General features: G+C 65.0%; 16 protein-coding genes. 13 read left to right on the forward strand and 3 right to left on the reverse strand.

From position 1 onward, the window contains the following. Positions 1–210 precede the first annotated feature (210 nt). Positions 211–1,152: a phytanoyl-CoA dioxygenase family protein gene (locus OIK40_RS14110; RefSeq protein WP_273678998.1), complete on the forward strand. Its 942-nt coding sequence runs from the start codon at positions 211–213 to the stop codon at positions 1,150–1,152. A gap of 241 nt (positions 1,153–1,393) precedes the next feature. On the opposite strand, the gene OIK40_RS14115 is transcribed toward OIK40_RS14110, so the two are convergent. Together OIK40_RS14115 and OIK40_RS14120 are read right to left on the reverse strand one after the other, a co-directional pair. Beyond that, complete coding sequence (locus OIK40_RS14115) at positions 1,394–3,778, reverse strand: YbcC family protein (protein ID WP_273678999.1); 2,385 nt, start codon at positions 3,776–3,778, stop codon at positions 1,394–1,396. A 34-nt stretch (positions 3,779–3,812) separates the two neighbouring features. Continuing rightward, positions 3,813–5,381 (reverse strand): proton-conducting transporter transmembrane domain-containing protein, encoded by a 1,569-nt coding sequence (locus OIK40_RS14120; protein ID WP_273679000.1) that lies wholly within the window; start codon positions 5,379–5,381, stop codon positions 3,813–3,815. 106 nt (positions 5,382–5,487) lie between these two features. Between OIK40_RS14120 and OIK40_RS14125 the strand changes: the two genes are divergently transcribed. From OIK40_RS14125 to pssA, 4 genes are all read left to right on the forward strand, one after another. Further along, complete coding sequence (locus tag OIK40_RS14125; protein WP_273679001.1) at positions 5,488–6,384, forward strand: LysR family transcriptional regulator; 897 nt, start codon at positions 5,488–5,490, stop codon at positions 6,382–6,384. Between the two features lie 82 nt (positions 6,385–6,466). Next, positions 6,467–7,618 carry a beta-ketoacyl-ACP synthase III gene (locus tag OIK40_RS14130; protein ID WP_273679002.1) on the forward strand — a complete coding sequence of 384 codons (1,152 nt, stop codon included), beginning with the start codon at positions 6,467–6,469 and terminating at the stop codon, positions 7,616–7,618. A 49-nt stretch (positions 7,619–7,667) separates the two neighbouring features. Beyond that, on the forward strand, positions 7,668–8,420 hold the full coding sequence (locus OIK40_RS14135; protein WP_273679003.1) for a phosphatidylserine decarboxylase: 753 nt from the start codon (positions 7,668–7,670) through the stop codon (positions 8,418–8,420). A 40-nt stretch (positions 8,421–8,460) separates the two neighbouring features. Continuing rightward, on the forward strand, positions 8,461–9,333 hold the full coding sequence (pssA, locus tag OIK40_RS14140; protein ID WP_273679004.1) for a CDP-diacylglycerol--serine O-phosphatidyltransferase: 873 nt from the start codon (positions 8,461–8,463) through the stop codon (positions 9,331–9,333). Here pssA and OIK40_RS14145 read toward each other — a convergent pair. Next, positions 9,269–9,532: a hypothetical protein gene (locus OIK40_RS14145; protein ID WP_273679005.1), complete on the reverse strand. Its 264-nt coding sequence runs from the start codon at positions 9,530–9,532 to the stop codon at positions 9,269–9,271. The genes pssA and OIK40_RS14145 overlap by 65 nt on opposite strands. 330 nt (positions 9,533–9,862) lie before the next feature. Between OIK40_RS14145 and rpsB the strand changes: the two genes are divergently transcribed. The 8 genes from rpsB to rseP all read left to right on the forward strand — a co-directional run bounded on the left by rpsB (position 9,863) and on the right by rseP (position 16,968). Then, positions 9,863–10,645, forward strand: a complete 783-nt coding sequence (rpsB, locus tag OIK40_RS14150) for a 30S ribosomal protein S2 (protein WP_273679006.1) — start codon at positions 9,863–9,865, stop codon at positions 10,643–10,645. A 125-nt stretch (positions 10,646–10,770) separates the two neighbouring features. Continuing rightward, positions 10,771–11,697 (forward strand): translation elongation factor Ts, encoded by a 927-nt coding sequence (gene tsf, locus OIK40_RS14155; protein ID WP_273679007.1) that lies wholly within the window; start codon positions 10,771–10,773, stop codon positions 11,695–11,697. A gap of 157 nt (positions 11,698–11,854) precedes the next feature. Continuing rightward, positions 11,855–12,574 carry a UMP kinase gene (gene pyrH, locus OIK40_RS14160; protein WP_273679008.1) on the forward strand — a complete coding sequence of 240 codons (720 nt, stop codon included), beginning with the start codon at positions 11,855–11,857 and terminating at the stop codon, positions 12,572–12,574. A 22-nt stretch (positions 12,575–12,596) separates the two neighbouring features. Continuing rightward, positions 12,597–13,154, forward strand: a complete 558-nt coding sequence (gene frr, locus OIK40_RS14165) for a ribosome recycling factor (RefSeq protein ID WP_273679009.1) — start codon at positions 12,597–12,599, stop codon at positions 13,152–13,154. A 145-nt stretch (positions 13,155–13,299) separates the two neighbouring features. Next, the gene (gene uppS, locus OIK40_RS14170) at positions 13,300–13,941 is read left to right on the forward strand and encodes a polyprenyl diphosphate synthase (protein ID WP_273679061.1); all 642 of its coding nucleotides are present in this window, start codon (positions 13,300–13,302) and stop codon (positions 13,939–13,941) included. A gap of 1 nt (position 13,942) precedes the next feature. Further along, positions 13,943–14,683 (forward strand): phosphatidate cytidylyltransferase, encoded by a 741-nt coding sequence (locus OIK40_RS14175; protein ID WP_273679011.1) that lies wholly within the window; start codon positions 13,943–13,945, stop codon positions 14,681–14,683. Positions 14,684–14,690: 7 nt separating this feature from the next. Then, the gene (gene dxr, locus OIK40_RS14180; protein ID WP_273679012.1) at positions 14,691–15,854 is read left to right on the forward strand and encodes a 1-deoxy-D-xylulose-5-phosphate reductoisomerase; all 1,164 of its coding nucleotides are present in this window, start codon (positions 14,691–14,693) and stop codon (positions 15,852–15,854) included. A gap of 16 nt (positions 15,855–15,870) precedes the next feature. Continuing rightward, entirely contained in the window at positions 15,871–16,968 is a 1,098-nt protein-coding gene (gene rseP, locus OIK40_RS14185) for an RIP metalloprotease RseP (protein WP_374211821.1), read from the forward strand. Positions 16,969–17,052: the final 84 nt, after the last annotated feature.

Here is a 17,052-nt window from a genome sequence, read left to right on the forward strand (position 1 = left end):
AACGGCGACGCCGCCATGGCTGCCCTCCGGTTCCGCTACGCTCCACCTCCGGACAGCCATGGCGCCGGAGACAATCTTGAACTAACAATCAATACGGACCACTCAGTGGGGGCCGGTCATTCGAGCAATGTATGAACCGGTCAGAAGGTCGCGCCAGTGTCAGAACCAGCACATTCTCCCGATACAAAGAGCGCGAGACTCTTTCCCGGCGTGCCTCTGATCGAATCCCCAATCTTCGATTGCGAGGATCTTTCGGTCTTCACTGACCAAGAACGGTCGTTGGCCCGCAGTCTCCACGCGGACGGTTTCGGAGTAATCGACTTCCCCGATCCCGAAATCGACGCAAGAATCGAGCGGATCAAGCGCAACCTCGGCCCGGTTTTCGGGATACCTCTCGATGATCCCGCCGCGGATAAGACTAGAGGTAGCCGACGTATTCAGGATGCATGGCAGACGGACGAAGATGTCCATGCGATTGCGTCAAATCCGGTTATCCTGGATTTGCTGTCAAAGCTGTATGGTCGCCGTGCTTTCCCTTTTCAGACCCTCAACTTTCCCGTGGGGACACAACAGGCGGCGCATACGGACACTGTGCATTTTTCAAGCCTGCCCGAACGTTTCATGTGCGGTGTTTGGCTGGCGATGGAGGATATCGTAGCCGAAGCAGGGCCATTGTTTTACGTACGGGGATCACACCGGTGGCCCATCATCACCAATGCCATGATCGGTCGACGCGGCTACGGTAGCGAACTGGCTTCGGCTCAGGATCCCTATGCCAGTGCGTGGCAGGCCATGTGTGAAGCCGACGGGAAAGTCGCAGAGCCCTTTCTCGCACGCAAGGGACAGGCCTTGATTTGGACCGCCAACCTCTTGCACGGAGGTATTCGGCAGACCGATCGCACTTTGACGCGCTGGTCACAGGTTACCCATTACTTCTTCGACGACTGCATTTATTACACGCCAGCGTTTTCCGATGAGGCGCTGGGCCGGTTTGCACTTCGCAACGTCGTCTCTGTATCCGGCCGGTCGCCAAAGCCAAGCACGTATCTTGGTGAAGTTGTTCAAAATCGTGATCTTCGGACCGGTGCAAGCTGGAAGTCCAAATTCGCAGGTGACCTGAAGAAGGGACTATTCAAGCGCAAGTCACCATAGGACTGCAAACCGCCACTAATGCGGCCGACCGCCCGTTACGCCTGTCCAGACTATGCAGAGCAGGTCTGTTTCACGTGAAACACCGCGAAACCCGCCGAGATCGCGCGAGAAAACGCCGAGATCCGGCGTAATCGGCGCAAGATTGGCGAAATACTGCCGCCGCCCGTGCAGCCTGCCACCCATGCGATCCCGGGGCGGGGCTGCGATCCGCAAACGGGCGGCGACGCCGGGGCGCGGCGCGTCAGGCCGCCAGCGCCTCGGTATTCCGGCCGGTGCAGTCGGCCCATTCGAGGCCGGGGCGGTAGCGGGCATCGACCTTGCCGTCCTTCAGCACGAATAGGTGCAGCCAGCCATTGTCGAACAGTTCGCGCACGTTCGCGTGGGTTTCTAGCACCTTGAGGATCTCCTCGCGCGGGGCTTCGATCATCACCGACAGGCGCAGCGGCTCGTGCGCCAGCGCTTCCCCGTCGTGCACCGCCTGCCACGGCAGACCGGGGCGCAGGCGGCCGCCATTGCCTTCGATCACGCCGATGCCGCCGACCACGTTGTGGATCAGCTTGTTACCGCCGCCGAACATTTCCGGCGCGACCGAGGAGCCGAAATATTGGAGCGAGATCCAACTCGCTACCACCACCGGTGCGGTGATGATCAACTCCAGCGTGCCGAAGCCTTCATCCGCGCGCCAGTCGTAGGAGTGCAGGAACGCCCGCCCGCCCAGATCGCGGCCCGCGGTCGCCTCGCGCGGGGCGGCGATAAAGGCGGCGCATCCGGCCAGACCCCATTCGGGGCGGATTTCGGCCCAGTTGGTGGCGCGTTCGTGAATGGTGTTCCAGCGCGCACCGGGCAGCCGCACCGCGCGCTCTGCGCGGGCGACCTTGGCCGCCTGCGCAAGCCATTTGCGCACCTTTGCGATATCGTCGCTGCGGGTGGCGGGCAGTTCGTCCTCGTAGATGGTGATATCGTCGGTGGTGGTATCGTGCAGCCCGGCGACGAACAGCGTGTCCTCCGGCACCGTGACACCCCGCTCGGTCAGACCGGCGCGGGTTTCGGGATCGTTGAGCAGGATCGCCAGCAGGCGTGCCGAAACCTCGCCGGTGTGACCGCCGCAAGCGCCGCAGTGATAGGCGCTTTCATGCGGGTTGTTGGTGACATTGCCGCCGTGGCCGAGCAGCAGCACGATCTCGCCGTGGCCTTGCGTCAGGCTCATCGCCTTGAGCACCGCCGCGCCGGTATCGGCCTTTGCCTGTGCCGACAGCCCGCCGATCACCTGCGGCGCGGGTTCGGTCTTCGCCGCACCGCCAAGGCCCAGCGCCGATTTCACCAGCTTGACCGCATAGACCGGCCCCATCGCCTCGACAAAGGCAAAGGAAGATACCGCCGCCTGCCGGAACCGGCCCCAGGCGCGCGCCGTGCGGGCGGCGATGCGGCTCGCCTGATCCTTCGCCGAATCGCCCGCGCTGGTGGTTTCGATGGCCGGGTTGAGCAGCACGGGCAGGTGCGCTTCGCGGATGTCGGACCCGTGGGCGTGGTGGGCGATCGGCAGGCCGAAAAAGCCTGCAAAGCCGATGGTGGCGATGGCGCTGTCGACGCTTTCTAGCGCGCGGCGGAACACTTCCGAACGCACGTCGATGCAGAAGGCGGCCTGGAGGAACGGGCGCGCGTCTGCGGGGATTGAACCGTTGAGCGCGGCGGTGAGCTGGCGCTGGTGGCCGCGGTCGGCGGCGTCCTGCAGGATGGAAAGCACCACCTCGTCCGCGCCGGGCGCGACCGGTTCGGCATGGGCGGCGACGGCATGTGCCCAGCGATCGGCCACCTGCGGTGCGTGGGCAAGCAGCGCCTCGTCCCAGATCAGGCGGATGGCGAGCAGATCGACCATGGTGCGATCGGTTTCGCCTGCCAGTTCGGCCTGCCACAGCAGCCAGCGGGCATGCTGCGACCAGCCGCCCATGCTCATGAACAGGCGGTGGAAGGCGGTTTCGGCGGCTTCGTCGGTGATGCCCAGCGCCTCGGCGGCGAACAGGATCGCGCGCTCGGGCGTGTCGGGGGCAGCGGCGACATGGGCGCAGAAGCCTTCGAGGCCCGCGATTTCGGGGGTAAGATCATGCATTGCCCAGGCGCGCCAGGCGGCGAAGGCCTCGCTCCCCGGTGCCGGCGACCACAGCGCCTGCCCGCGGTCGAACTGGCCTGCGGCCCACAACCCGATGCACTTGTCGATCAGCGCCGGCCAGTCGATCCCGGTGGCTTCGGCAGCAAGATCGGCGACCGTCGGCAGCGCGCTAGGCTCCAGCCCGTCACCCAGACGTTCGGCAGCTAGGCGCAGCGCGGCGGTATCGGCGGGCTTGAGCGGCGAGGGCGAGGCGGCAAGAGCTTCTGCCAGATCGTCCTCGGTGATGCGCCCGTCAGCGATGGCTGAGGCATATTCGGCGCCCTTGCGGGTGATACGCACGCCTGCAACCCGGCCCAGCCGCGCGGCGGCGGTGGCAAGATCCTCGCCGGTCTGGCCAAGGAAGGGGTTGACCGCCACGGTCGCGTCGAGCGGGAAGGCGGGCGGGATAGCGCGCGCTGCCTGTTCGGCCGCCTCGAGCACAGCCGAAAGCCGGACCGGGGTGATCTGCGAATGCTTCATGAACATGGGGCTTACTCCGGAAGAAGACTGGGGCTCAGCGGGCGCGCGTGATGCGGAAGCCGCCGATCGCGCGATCAAGCAGGGCGTTGAGGTAAAGGCCGTTGGCGAGGTGGACGCGCAGGCCCGCGGTCGAGGGGTGGTGCGCCCAGAGCGGGAACAGCGCCTGTGCGAAAGCGACAAGGCCGAAGCTTGCGACCGCGATCACCAGCAGCGCCCATTCCAGCTCGCCCGGCATCGGCGCGGCCGGCAGCACCGGGCCCCAGATCGCGTGGGCCATCGCCTGAAAGCTGAAGTAACCGATTGCGGCGGCCAGCGCGGCGGCACCGGTGCGCTTCGTCAGGGCCACCGGCGCGCGGTCGGCAAGGCCCTGCGCGACGAGGTAGGCCACGCCGAAGATCAGGATCGCCCCCAGCGCCAGCGCCTGCGGGGTCTTGGGACCGAAAGCGTAGGTGAAGGCGGCGGCAATTGCAGCGAAGATGGCAAGCGCGAGGGCAAAGCTCTTGAGCACCGCGGCAACGCTCGGCGCGGCGACGGGGCCGGGGCGGCGGATATTGGCGACCTCGGTCACCGCTCCGCCCGACGAAAGGAAGGCGTGCGCCTTGTAAAGCGAATGGGCGATGATGTGCAGCAGCGCCAGCGTCCACAGGCCCAGCCCGCATTGCAACAGCATGAAGCCCATCTGCGAAATGGTGGACCATGCCAGCGCGGTCTTGATCGCGCTCTGGGTCAGCATCACCGCCGCGCCGAACAGCGCGGTCAGCCCGCCGAGCATCACCAGCGCCGCCATCGCTCCGCTGCTGTGCTGGACAAGGCCCGCAGCGGTAATCAGCAGCACGCCGCCCGAATTGATGATCCCGGCATGCAGGAGCGCGGAAACGGGGGTGGGTGCCTCCATCACCTCGGTCAGCCAGCCGTGCATCGGGAAGGAGGCTGTCTTGAGCGCGGCGGCAGCGACCAGAGCGGCTACCGCGAAGGTGCCGGCAAGACCCAGTCCGGCGGTGGCCGCAAGATCGGCCAGAGCGGCGAAATCGAGCGTGCCGAAGCGGGCGAACAGCAGTGCGGCGGCAATCGTCAGCATCGCGTCGCCTGCGTGCCAGACAACCGCGAATTTGGTCGCGGCACGCTGCGCCTCGGCGCGTTCGGGGTAGAACAGCAGCAGACGCTTCAGCGCGATGCCGACAAGGATTGCGGCGAGGATCATCGTGGTCAGCGTGCCCGCCTGCACGAACACCAGCACCGCGGCGAGCGCCGTCAGCATCAGCCCGTGGAACGCACCCTCACGCGCCTCGCCGTCGATATAGGTGCGGCTGTAACGCATCACGATCCAGCCGATAAAGCCGACCAGCGTGGCCATCGCGGTGCTGACCAGATCGGCGCGCAGCGCGAGGTGTGCGGTGCCTTCGAACAGGCCGACACCCGGCACGCTGCCCAGCGCCGCCTGCACCAGTCCGCCCAGCGCGAGGGCAAAGGCGATCAGGGCAGAGGCTTCCGACAGCCGCGGCAGGCTTCCCGGACGCTTGCCCGGCTGTGCAGCCGCGAAGAGTGCGGCTGGCAGCAGCGCCAGCGGTGCGAGGAAGGAAAGGGCGAAGGCAAGCGACGGCATGGCGGCACTCCGAAGAGAGGGTCAATCAGATTGCCGCCGGAATAAGGACTGGACAGAATTTAATAAAATACATATTTTCTGACTAACCGTTCGGAAATTTGGAACTGTGGCGAACCTCAACCTCCACCATCTGCGGCTTTTCCGCGCGACCGCACGCGAAGGGACGCTGACGGCGGCGGCAAAGGCGCTGAACATTTCGCAGAGCGCGGTCTCCACCCAGATCAAGGCGCTGGAAGCCGATCTGGGGCATGATCTGTTCGAACGGCGCGGCCGCAATCTGGTGCTGACCGAGGCAGGGCGCATCGCGCTCGATTATGCCGACCAGATATTTCTCGCCTCCGAACAACTCAGCGCGACGTTCCGCGCCGTGGGCGAACAGCGCAAGGTGCTGCGGATCGGCGCACTGGCGACGTTGTCGCGCAACTTCCAGATCGGCTTCATCCAGCCGGTGATCGGACGCGACGATGTCGAGGTGGTGCTGCGTTCGGGCACCCAGGGAACGCTGCTGCGCGCCCTTGAGGCGATGACTATCGACGTGTTGCTGACCAACATGATGCCCGCGCGCGATGCGGCAAGCCCCTATCTCGCGCGGCGGTTGGCGCAGCAGCCGGTCAGTCTGGTCGGCACGCGCTCGCGGCTGGCGCTCGCCGCGCAAGGCATGACGGCGCTGCTGACCCGGGCTCCGCTGATCCTGCCCACCCCTGAAACGGCCCTGCGCGCCGGGTTCGACGCCATGATCGAACGGATGGGCATCGTCCCGCGTATCGCGGCCGAGGCGGACGACATGGCGATGTTGCGCCTGCTTGCGCGCAGCGATGCCGGGGTGGCGGTGATCCCGCCGATCGTTGTGCGCGACGAGCTGGCCTCGGGCACGCTCTACGAGCTGTTCCAGCTGCCCGACATTGCCGAGATTTTCTACGCGGTGACGATCAAGCGGACCTTCCCCAATCCGCTGTTGCAGGACGTGCTCGAAAACGCCGCGCCCGAAACCGATCCGGCCTGACCGTCCCCCGACACAGCGTACGCAGGTCTTGCAGGCGGCAAGGGCGCGCTTTAAGGCCGCGCGCTTCATGCAAGAGGGACCCATGCAGGAATCGCAACCCACCCCGGCACTCACTGGTCGCCCCGTCATCTCGTCGACCGGCCTGTTCACCCCCGCAGAGACAATCACCAACGAAGAGCTGGTCGCCGCCTTCAACGCCTTCGTCGACCGTCACAACGCCGCGCACGCCGAAGCAATCGCCGCGGGCGAGGCCGAGCCGCTGGCCTATTCCTCGGTCGAGTTCATCGAGAAGGCGAGCGGAATCAAGGCGCGCCACGTGATGAGCAAGGCGCCGATCCTCGATCCCGACGTGATGTGCCCGCGCCTGCCCGAACGCGCCAATGACGAACTTTCGGTGATGGCCGAAATCGGCGTCGCGGCGGCAAAACAGGCGCTGGAGCGCGCCGGACGCTCGCCCGCCGATGTCGATGCGGTGCTGTGCGCGGCGTCGAACATGCAGCGCCCCTATCCGGCTATGGCGATCGAGATCCAGCAGGCGCTGGGCATCGACGGCTTCGGCTTCGACATGAACGTGGCCTGTTCCTCGGCCACCTTCGGGATCCAGACCGCAGCCGACTATATCCGCGCAGGCAATGCGAAAAGCGTGCTGGTGGTCAGCCCCGAAATCACCTCGGGCCACCTGAACTGGCGCGACCGTGACAGCCACTTCATCTTCGGCGACGTGGCGACGGCGGTGCTGGTGGAGGACGCCGCGATTGCGCCCGCGCAGCACTGGGACATCCTCGGCACGAAGCTGAAGACGGTGTTCTCCAACAACATCCGCAACAATTTCGGCTTCCTCAACCGCGCGACCCCGGAAACCGAAGGGACAGCGGACAAGCTGTTCGTCCAGGAAGGGCGCAAGGTGTTCAAGGAAGTCGTGCCGATGGTGGCGCAGATGATCCTTGATGAAGCCGCGCGACTGGGGATCGATCCGGAAGGCCTGCGCCGGCTGTGGCTGCACCAGGCCAATGCCGGCATGAACCGCCTGATTGCGCACAAGGTGCTGGGCCACGAGGCGAACGAGGACGAAAGTCCGACCGTGCTCGACACCTATGGCAACACCTCCAGCGCGGGTTCGATAATCGCCTTCCACCAGCACAGCGATGACCTTCAGCCGGGCGATACCGGGCTGATCTGTTCCTTCGGTGCGGGCTATTCGGCGGGGACCGTATTCGTGCGCAAGGCGGGCTGAACGCCCGACTTGCTTGCGGGCACGCGCGCCTCTCCCTAGAAGCGATCCGATGGCAGGCGAAATTCTCGACAACAAGGGCCGCGGGGATGCGAGCTGGCAATGGCCCTCGATCCATCCGGAAGGACGCAAGTTCGGCCTGATCGCGGTGGCGGTCAGCCTGTTTTTCCTGATCGCGCTCGACTGGGAAATCGTCGGCTGGCCGCTGATGCTGCTGAGCCTTGGCGTGTTTGCCTTCTTCCGCGATCCCGAACGCGTGGTGCCGCAGAGCGATACCGCGATCATCGCGCCCGCCGATGGCCTGGTGACCCAGATCGCGGAGGTGGAGCCGCCGCTGGAACTGCAGATCGACGACGGATCGGGCTATCCCGGATTGCCCGCCGCGCCGGTAACGCGGATCTCGATCTTCATGAGCGTGTTCGATGTTCACATCAATCGCACGCCGATTGGCGGCACAGTGCGGCGGGTGGTCTACATCCCCGGCCAGTTCATGAGCGCCGATCTCGACAAGGCCAGCGAAGAAAACGAACGCCAGCATATCCTGATCGAGCGCACCGACGGGCTGAAGCTCGGCTTTACCCAGATCGCCGGGTTGGTGGCGCGTCGGATCGTGCCCTTCGTCAAGCCGGGCGACATTGTCGCCAAGGGGCAGCGGATCGGACTGATCCGCTTCGGTAGCCGGGTCGATGTCTATCTGCCCGCCGGAACCGATCCGCGCGTGCTGATCGGGCAGCGGACCGTCGCCGGAGAAACCGTGCTTGCCGAAGTCGGCCAGCGCGGGTTGATCGAAGGGATCGCACAATGACCGCGGGCTTGGTTCCGTCTGTGCACGGTGATGCCTGCGCATGAGTCGCCGTCCGAAATTGCGGCGCGCATCCTTCCTGCCAGCGCGAATCGGCCCCAAGGCGGCCGAGGACGAGGACGGTTTGGAGCAGCGCGGCGGCGGCGGGCTGACGCTGCGGGCGATGCTGCCCAATGCGATTACTGCGGCGGCGCTGTGTTCGGGCCTCACCGGCATCCGCTTCGCGATCGACGGCGAGTGGTCCTATGCGATTCTCGCGGTGGTGCTGGCAGGGGTGCTCGACGGGATCGACGGGCGCATCGCGCGGCTGCTCAACGCGCAGTCGCGGTTCGGAGCGGAGCTCGACAGTCTGGCCGATTCGCTGTCCTTCGGTGTGGCGCCGGCGCTGATCCTGTTCCTGTGGTCTTTGAACGATCTTCCGCGCTTCGGCTGGTTTGCGGCGCTTGCCTTTGCGATCTGCTGCGCGCTGCGGCTGGCGCGGTTCAACGCCCGGATCGATGTCGATGATCAGCCGCACAAGTCGGCCGGGTTCCTTACCGGGGTGCCTGCGCCGGTGGGGGCGGGGCTGGCCTTTACGCCTTTCTACCTGTGGAGCGAGACGGGGCTGGAATTCTTCCGCAATCCGGTGGTGATGGCGCTGTGGCTTTCGGTGATCGCGGTACTGATGATTTCCAACATGGCGACGATGAGCTGGGGTTCGCTGCGTCCACGCAAGGCGATCCGGCTGTGGGTCATCGCCTTCGTCGCGCTCGCCTTTGCCGCATTGTTGCTGGAGCCGTGGTGGACGCTGGCGACGATCTGCATCGGCTATCTTGCGCTGATGCCTTACGGCCTCGTCAAATATGGACGAATCAAGCGGCGCCGCGGGCAAGAACAGGCTGCGGCCGCAGCAGCGCAGTCCGGCGGGGCAGCATAGCGACGCCTGCACGGCGATCGGCAGCGCGCAGCCGCACTTCGCGCGGTGCGACCTGCATCACGAAACCGGCATCCATCAGCGCCTTTTCGCGCATCAGCCCGTCATAGGCCCGGCGGGCCTTCAGCGCGGTATCCACCAGCGTCAGCAACGCGGCCACGGCAACGGCGACAAACAGCAGGTTGATGGCAAGAGCAAGCATGGCCAGTTCCTTCGCGATTCTGTGTTCGGTTTTTGTTCCAACAGCCTTGTTCCCCACCTGTTCCAGACTGTCAAGCGCATTTTGTTCTCCACCCGTTCCTCCGGTCGGCCTTATGGTGAGCGGACGGACGAAGGCAATTTCGCAGGCCATGCGGATTCAGTGCTGGATTTTCGCGGAACCCGCGGCTAAGGGCGCGCTCGCGTCGGGGCGGGCTTTGTCCGGCCGGGCGCATCAACGTCACATGGAAGGCGCACATACCGGTGCCGCATGCGGGATCTCCGCAAGCGCGGTTTCCAGCCTTCCAGAGGAACAACCGGAAAGGAAATACCTATGGCGGCACCTGTCGTCACGATGCAGCAATTGATCGAGGCCGGCGCTCACTTCGGCCACCAGACCCACCGCTGGAACCCGCGCATGAAGCCGTACATTTTCGGCGCGCGCAACGGTGTCCACATCATCGACCTGTCGCAGACCGTGCCGCTGTTCGCGCGCGCGCTTGATTTCGTCGAAGCCACCGTGCGTTCGGGCGGCAAGGTGCTGTTCGTCGGCACCAAGCGTCAGGCGCAGGAGCCGATCGCTGAAGCCGCGCGCATGTCGGGCCAGCACTTCGTCAACCATCGCTGGCTGGGCGGCATGCTCACCAACTGGAAGACCATCTCGGGTTCGATCCGCCGTCTCAAGAGCCTCGAAGAGCAGCTCTCGGGCGACACCAGCGGTCTGACCAAGAAGGAAGTGCTCAACCTCACCCGTGAGCGTGAGAAGCTGGAACTGTCGCTCGGCGGCATCCGCGACATGGGCGGCATCCCTGACGTGATGTTCGTGATCGACGCCAACAAGGAAGACCTCGCGATCAAGGAAGCCGCCGTGCTCGGCATTCCGGTGATCGCGGTGCTCGATACCAATGTCGATCCGTCGAACATCGCTTTCCCGGTTCCGGGCAACGACGACGCGGCCCGCGCCGTGCGTCTCTACTGCCAGGCCGTCGGTGAAGCCGCGCTGGCCGGCAAGGGCAAGCTTCAGGTCGAAACCGCCGCCGATTTCGGCGCGATGGAAGAGCCTCCGGTCGAGCCCGTCGTCGAAGAGGCCCCGGCTGCGGAAGACGCCGAAGCCTGATCTTTCGCGGCTGATCGGCGCGCGTTTTCGCAGCGCGCGTCAATCGCCCGTCACAATCCCCATCTAGCGCGCCGGGCACTCACACGGGTGCCCGGCGCCCACGAACACATAAGAAGGAAATTCTCATGGCCGATTTCTCCGTCGCCGATGTGAAGAAGCTGCGCGAAATGACCGGCGCAGGCATGATGGACGCCAAGAAGGCGCTGTCGGAAGCCGGCGGCGACATCGAAGCCGCGGTTGACGCGCTGCGCGCCAAGGGCCTCGCCACCGCCCAGAAGAAGTCCAGCCGCACCGCGGCCGAAGGTCTCGTCGGCGTTGCCGTTACGGGCACCAAGGGCGTGGCTGTCGAGGTCAACTCGGAAACCGACTTCGTCGCCAAGAACGACAAGTTCCAGGACTTCGTGCGCAAGACCACCGCGGTCGCGCTCGCACTGGGCACTGACGATGTCGAAGCGCTCAAGGCGGCTGCCTATCCCGATGGCGGCACCGTTGGCGACAAGCTGACCGACAACGTCGCGACGATCGGCGAAAACCAGCAGATCCGCCGCATCAAGACCGTTTCGGTCGGTAGCGGCGCGATCGTGTCCTACATGCACAATGCCGCCGCCGAAGGCCTCGGCAAGATCGGTGTGCTCGTGGCGCTCGAAAGCGACCTGTCGGCCGACGTGCTCGAACCCTTCGGCAAGCAGATCGCGATGCATATCGCCTCGATGTTCCCGATGGCGCTGTCGGCTGACGGCCTCGATGCCGACGTGATCGAGCGCGAGCGCAAGATCGCCCAGGAAAAGGCTGCCGAAAGCGGCAAGCCCGCCGAAGTGCAGGCCAAGATGGTCGATGGCGCGATTGCCAAGTTCGCCAAGGAAAACGCGCTGCTCAGCCAGATGTTCGTGATGGACAATAAGTCGAGCGTCGAAGCCGTGGTCGCCAAGTTCGCCAAGGACAATGGCGGCTCGGTCAAGCTGGCCGACTATGCTCGCTTCCAGCTGGGCGAAGGCATCGAGAAGGAAGAGACCGATTTCGCGGCGGAAGTCGCGGCTGCGGTCAAGGGCTAATCCGGCCAACCTGACATGCAAACGGCCGTCGCAGCACCACGCTGCGGCGGCCGTTTCCTTGAACGCCGTCGCCGCAGCGTCACCTTACCCTTTGCGCATCGGCGGATTGCCCGTTAAGTGCGCCGCAGCCAGAGTCCACCCGGAGCATCGCAACCCCATGTCCCTTCCTCCGATCAAGCGCGTCCTGCTGAAGCTTTCGGGCGAAGTGCTGATGGGGGATCAGCAGTTCGGGATCGATCCGGCCTTCGTCGCCGACCTTGCAGCTGAAGTGAAGGCGGCCAAGGATACCGGTCTTGAAATCTGCCTCGTAATCGGTGGTGGCAACATCTTCCGCGGTATGGCGGGTGCAGCGCAGGGCATGGACCGCGCGCAGGCCGATTACATGGGCATGCTGGCGACCGTGATGAACGCGCTGGCAATGCAGAACGCGCTCGAACAACTTGGCGTGCAGACCCGCGTGCAGAGCGCGATCCAGATGGATCAGGTGTGCGAACCGGTGATCCGCCGCCGCGCCGAACGCCATCTGGAAAAGGGCCGCGTGGTGATTTTCGCCGCGGGCGTGGGCGCACCCTATTTTACCACCGATAGCGGCGCGGCATTGCGTGCGGCGGAAATGCGCTGCGACGCGCTGCTGAAAGGCACCAGCGTCGACGGGGTCTATGACAGCGATCCCAAGCGCAACCCGGCCGCGACCCGGTTCGACACCGTCACCTATGACAAGGTGCTGGCCGACAATCTCAAGGTCATGGATGCCTCTGCCGTGGCACTGTGCCGCGACAACAAGATTCCGATCGTGGTCTTCTCGATCCGCGAGAAGGGCAACCTTGCCCGCGTGCTGTCGGGCAAGGGCGTGCAGACCATCGTTCAAGACAACTGAAAGCAAAAGGGAAGCCTGACCCATGCCGCAATATGACAAGGCCGATATCGAACGCCGGATGAAGGGCGCGGTCGAAGCATTGAAGAGCGACCTGCAGGGCCTGCGCACCGGCCGTGCCAACACCAGCCTGCTCGATCCCGTGGTGGTCGAGGTCTATGGTTCGATGATGCCGCTCAACCAGGTCGCCACCGTCTCGGCGCCCGAGCCGCGCATGCTGAGCGTGCAGGTGTGGGACAAGTCGAACCTGACCGCAGTGGAAAAGGGCATTGCCCACGCCAACCTGGGCCTCAATCCGATCATCGACGGCCAAACCCTGCGTCTGCCGATCCCCGATCTGACGCAGGAACGCCGCAAGGAGCTGGCCAAGCTGGCCGGCCAGTATGCCGAAAAGGCCAAGATCGCGATCCGCAATGTCCGCCGCGATGCGATGGAAAGCCTCAAGACCGACGAGAAGAAGAAGGAAATCTCCGAGGACGAGCGCAAGCGTTCGGAGGACGAGGTCCAGAAGCTGACCGATACCTACGTCAAGGAAACCGACGAGGCGGCAGCCAAGAAGGAACAGGAAATCCTGACGCAGTAAGGCGGTTGAAGCGCCAACCTGCCGTTCGTGTCGAGCGAAGTCGAGACACACCGCGGCAGGGAAGGCGTCTCGACTTCGCTCGAGGCGAACGGATCTTTAGGGGTTAGGGTTGGACCAGTCGCGCGCCAGACATGTCGCCATCATCATGGATGGCAATGGCCGCTGGGCCAAGAAACGGGGCCTGCCGCGCGCAGTTGGCCACCAGCGCGGGGTCGAGGCGGTGCGGCGGCTGGTGCGCAGCCTCGAGCCGACCGGGCTCGAATGCCTCACGCTCTACGCCTTTTCCTCGGAAAACTGGAAGCGCTCGGAGGACGAGGTCGACGATCTGATGAACCTGATGCGCAAGTTCATCAAATCCGACCTGCCCGAATTCGTCGCCAATAACGTCAAGCTGAAGATCATCGGTGATTGGCAATCGCTCGCGCCCGATATTGTCGCCATGCTGGAAGATGCGCTGGCGCAGACGGCAAACGGCAGGCAGACGCTCGCCGTGGCGCTCAATTACGGTGGCCAGCACGAAATCGCGCGTGCGGCCGCCAAGGCGGCGACCCAGGGCGCGGTGACGGTGGACAGCATCGCCGCGCATCTCGACACGGCAGACCTGCCGCCGCTCGATCTGCTGATCCGCACCAGCGGCGAAATCCGGCTGTCCAATTTCCTGCTGTGGCAATCGGCTTATGCCGAAATGCTCTTCGTGGACACGCTGTGGCCCGATTTCACGCCTGATCACCTGACCGGGGCGCTCGATGATTTCGCCCGCCGGGAGCGGCGCTATGGCGGACGCTGAGATGACTTCGGGGAAGGTGTCCGATCTGCCGGTGCGGCTCGGTTCGGCGGTGGTGATGCTGGTCGTCTCGGGCGGGGCGCTGTGGCTGGGCGGCTGGGTATGGACCGGCTTCGTGCTGCTGCTGGCGCTGGGCGTGCTGTGGGAATGGAACCGGCTGGTGGGCCGCTTCAACGTGTCCGGTCTTGCCGAGACGGTGTGGTTCTTTGCCGGCGTGGTCTATATCGGCGGTGCGGCGCTGGCGATGATGGCATTGCGCAACGGTCCGCAGTTCATCCCCGTGGACGGCCAGAGCATGGGCTATGCCCCGCTGGAGGTGCTGCTGGGCTATATCGTGCCGATTATCGCTGTCGATGCAGGCGCCTATTTTTCCGGTCGCGCCATTGGTGGTCCCAAGATCGCGCCGAAAATCAGCCCGTCGAAGACATGGGCCGGGCTGGGTGGCGGCGCATTGGCAGCGGGGCTGGTGGGGGTCGGCAACGAGCTTGCGGATTTCGGCCCTGCGGCAGGTTCGCCCGGTTATGACATGGCCAGTATCGCGCTTGCACTGCTGGCGGGCGGCCTGATTGCCGTGGTGGCGCAGAGCGGCGATTTCTTCGAAAGCTGGATGAAACGGCGCGCTGACGTGAAGGATTCGAGCCATCTCATTCCGGGACATGGCGGTTTGTTCGACCGGCTCGACGGTTTCCTTGCGGTGTTCTTCATGCTGTTTGTGATTGCCTTGGGCCTGCGTTTGCTGGGATGATGGGGCAATGACGCGTTCGCTTACTCTGCTTGGCGCCACCGGATCGATCGGCGCATCGACGCTAGATCTCGTCCGCCGCAACCCTGACCAGTGGCAGGTGGAGGCGCTGACCGCGAATGGCAGCGTGGCCGAACTCGCCGCGCTCGCGCGCGAATTCGGCGCGAAGCTGGCGGTGGTGGGGGACGAGGCGTGCCTGCCCGAACTGCGCGCGGCGCTGGCGGGCAGCGGGATTGCGGCTGCGGGCGGGCGTCAGGCACTGTGCGAGGCCGCCTCACGTCCGGTAGACATGACGGTGGCGGCAATTGTCGGCTGCGCGGGGCTGGGCCCGGTGATGGCCGCGATCGAGCGCGGCGGTACAGTGGCGCTCGCCAACAAGGAAGCACTGGTGTCCGCGGGCGAGGTGATGATGCAGGCCGTCGCCCGTCACGGCGCGACGCTGCTGCCGACGGACTCCGAACACAACGCGATCTTCCAGTGTCTTTCGGGCAACCGCCTGTCGGACGTGGCACGCATCACCTTGACGGCCAGCGGCGGGCCTTTGCGGACATGGAGCGCGGAACGGCTGGCGGCGGCGACTCCGGCCGAAGCGGTCGCGCACCCCAACTGGTCGATGGGCGCCAAGATCAGCGTCGATTCGGCGACGATGATGAACAAGGGGCTCGAATATATCGAGGCCTACCATTTGTTCCCGGTCGGGCTGGAAAAGCTCGCCATCGTCGTTCATCCGCAAAGCGTGATCCATTCGATGGTCGAATTCCGCGACCGTTCGACGCTGGCCCAGCTCGGCCCTTCGGACATGCGCGTGCCGATCGCATCGTGCCTGGCCTGGCCGCAGCGGATGGAAACGCCGCTCGCCCCGCTCGATCTTGCCGCGATCGGGCAGTTGACGTTCGAACAGCCCAACGAAGCGCTGTTCCCCGCGACCCGCCTTGCGCGCGAGGCGATTGCCGCGGGCGGGGGCGCGCCGGCGATCCTCAACGCCGCTAACGAAATCGCGGTCGCCGCCTTCCTTGCCGGTCAGATCAGGTTCACCCGCATTGCCGCAGTGGTGGAAGAAACTCTGGCGCGCATGAATGCCGCCGCGCCGCAGACGCTCGAGGACGTCATGGCGCTCGACACTGCCGCGCGCGCCCGCGCAGCCGAAATTCTGGAGACGTCGGCCCTTGTTTGAAGCACCCCCGTTCTGGATGTATATCGTTGGCTTCCTGCTGTTGCTGGGGCCGCTCGTTACGCTGCATGAACTCGGCCACCTGCTGGTGGGCCGCATGTTCGGGGTAAAGGCCGAAGCGTTCTCGGTTGGCTTCGGCAGGGAACTGGCGGGCTTTACCGACCGGCAGGGCACCCGCTGGAAGCTCTCGGCGCTGCCGCTGGGCGGCTATGTCCAGTTCAAGGGTGATATGAACCCTGCCAGCGTGCCCGATCCCGACGCGCCGCAGGAAGAGGGCAGTTTCCAGAATGCCGCGCTGTGGAAGCGCGCGCTGATCGTTGCCGCCGGGCCGGTTACCAACCTGCTGGTTGCGCTGGCGATCTTCTTCGCCTTCAACCTGCAGTACGGCAAGCCGCTGCCGGTGGAGCCGGACGAGGTCGGCATCATCGCGTCCTTCACCGACGAATCGCCCGCCAAGCAGGCCGGTTTCGCGGTGGGCGACCGGATTATCGCCATCGACGGCGAGGAAACGGCCAGCTGGCGCGACATCCAGCAGACCATCATGCTGCACCCCAACCGGCGCTTCGTCATCACCGTGCTGCGCGACAGCCAGCGCATCGATCTGCCGGTCACAGCGGCCGCGAAACAGCTGACCGACAGGTTCGGCAATGCCCAGACCGTGGGCCTGATCGGGATAAGGACAAGCGAATTTACAGAACGTTACGAGCCGCTCGGAGTAGGCGAGGCGGCGGTGCGTTCGGTCGATCAGAGCATCGACATGTTCCGCATGATGATCACCGGGATTGCCCAGATCATCCGCGGCGACCGCGCTTTCAGCGAGCTGGGCGGCCCGCTCAAGATCGCCAAGTTCTCCGGCGAGCAGATGAGCCTAGGCCTGCCGGAATTCATTACGCTGGCCGCGCTGATCTCGCTTAATTTGGCATTCATCAACTTCTTGCCAATCCCCGCGCTCGATGGCGGGCACCTGATGTTCTACGCGGCCGAGGCGATCCGTCGCAAGCCGGTGGGGCCGCAGGCGACCGAATGGGCCTATCGCACCGGTATCGCGCTGGTGCTGGTGCTGATGCTGGTGGTGACGGTGAATGACCTTTTCTCGCTTCCGCTGTTCGGCAGTTGAGGCCCGCGGCACGCCGGAAGGCGGTTTGCCGTGGAAAGCACAAGGCTCGGCGTGCAATGCCCGGCCTCGTGTCTTGATTGCGCA

Origin of the sequence: Erythrobacter fulvus (genome assembly GCF_028595285.1) — a bacterium.
In the GTDB taxonomy this organism is placed as follows: domain Bacteria; phylum Pseudomonadota; class Alphaproteobacteria; order Sphingomonadales; family Sphingomonadaceae; genus Erythrobacter; species Erythrobacter fulvus.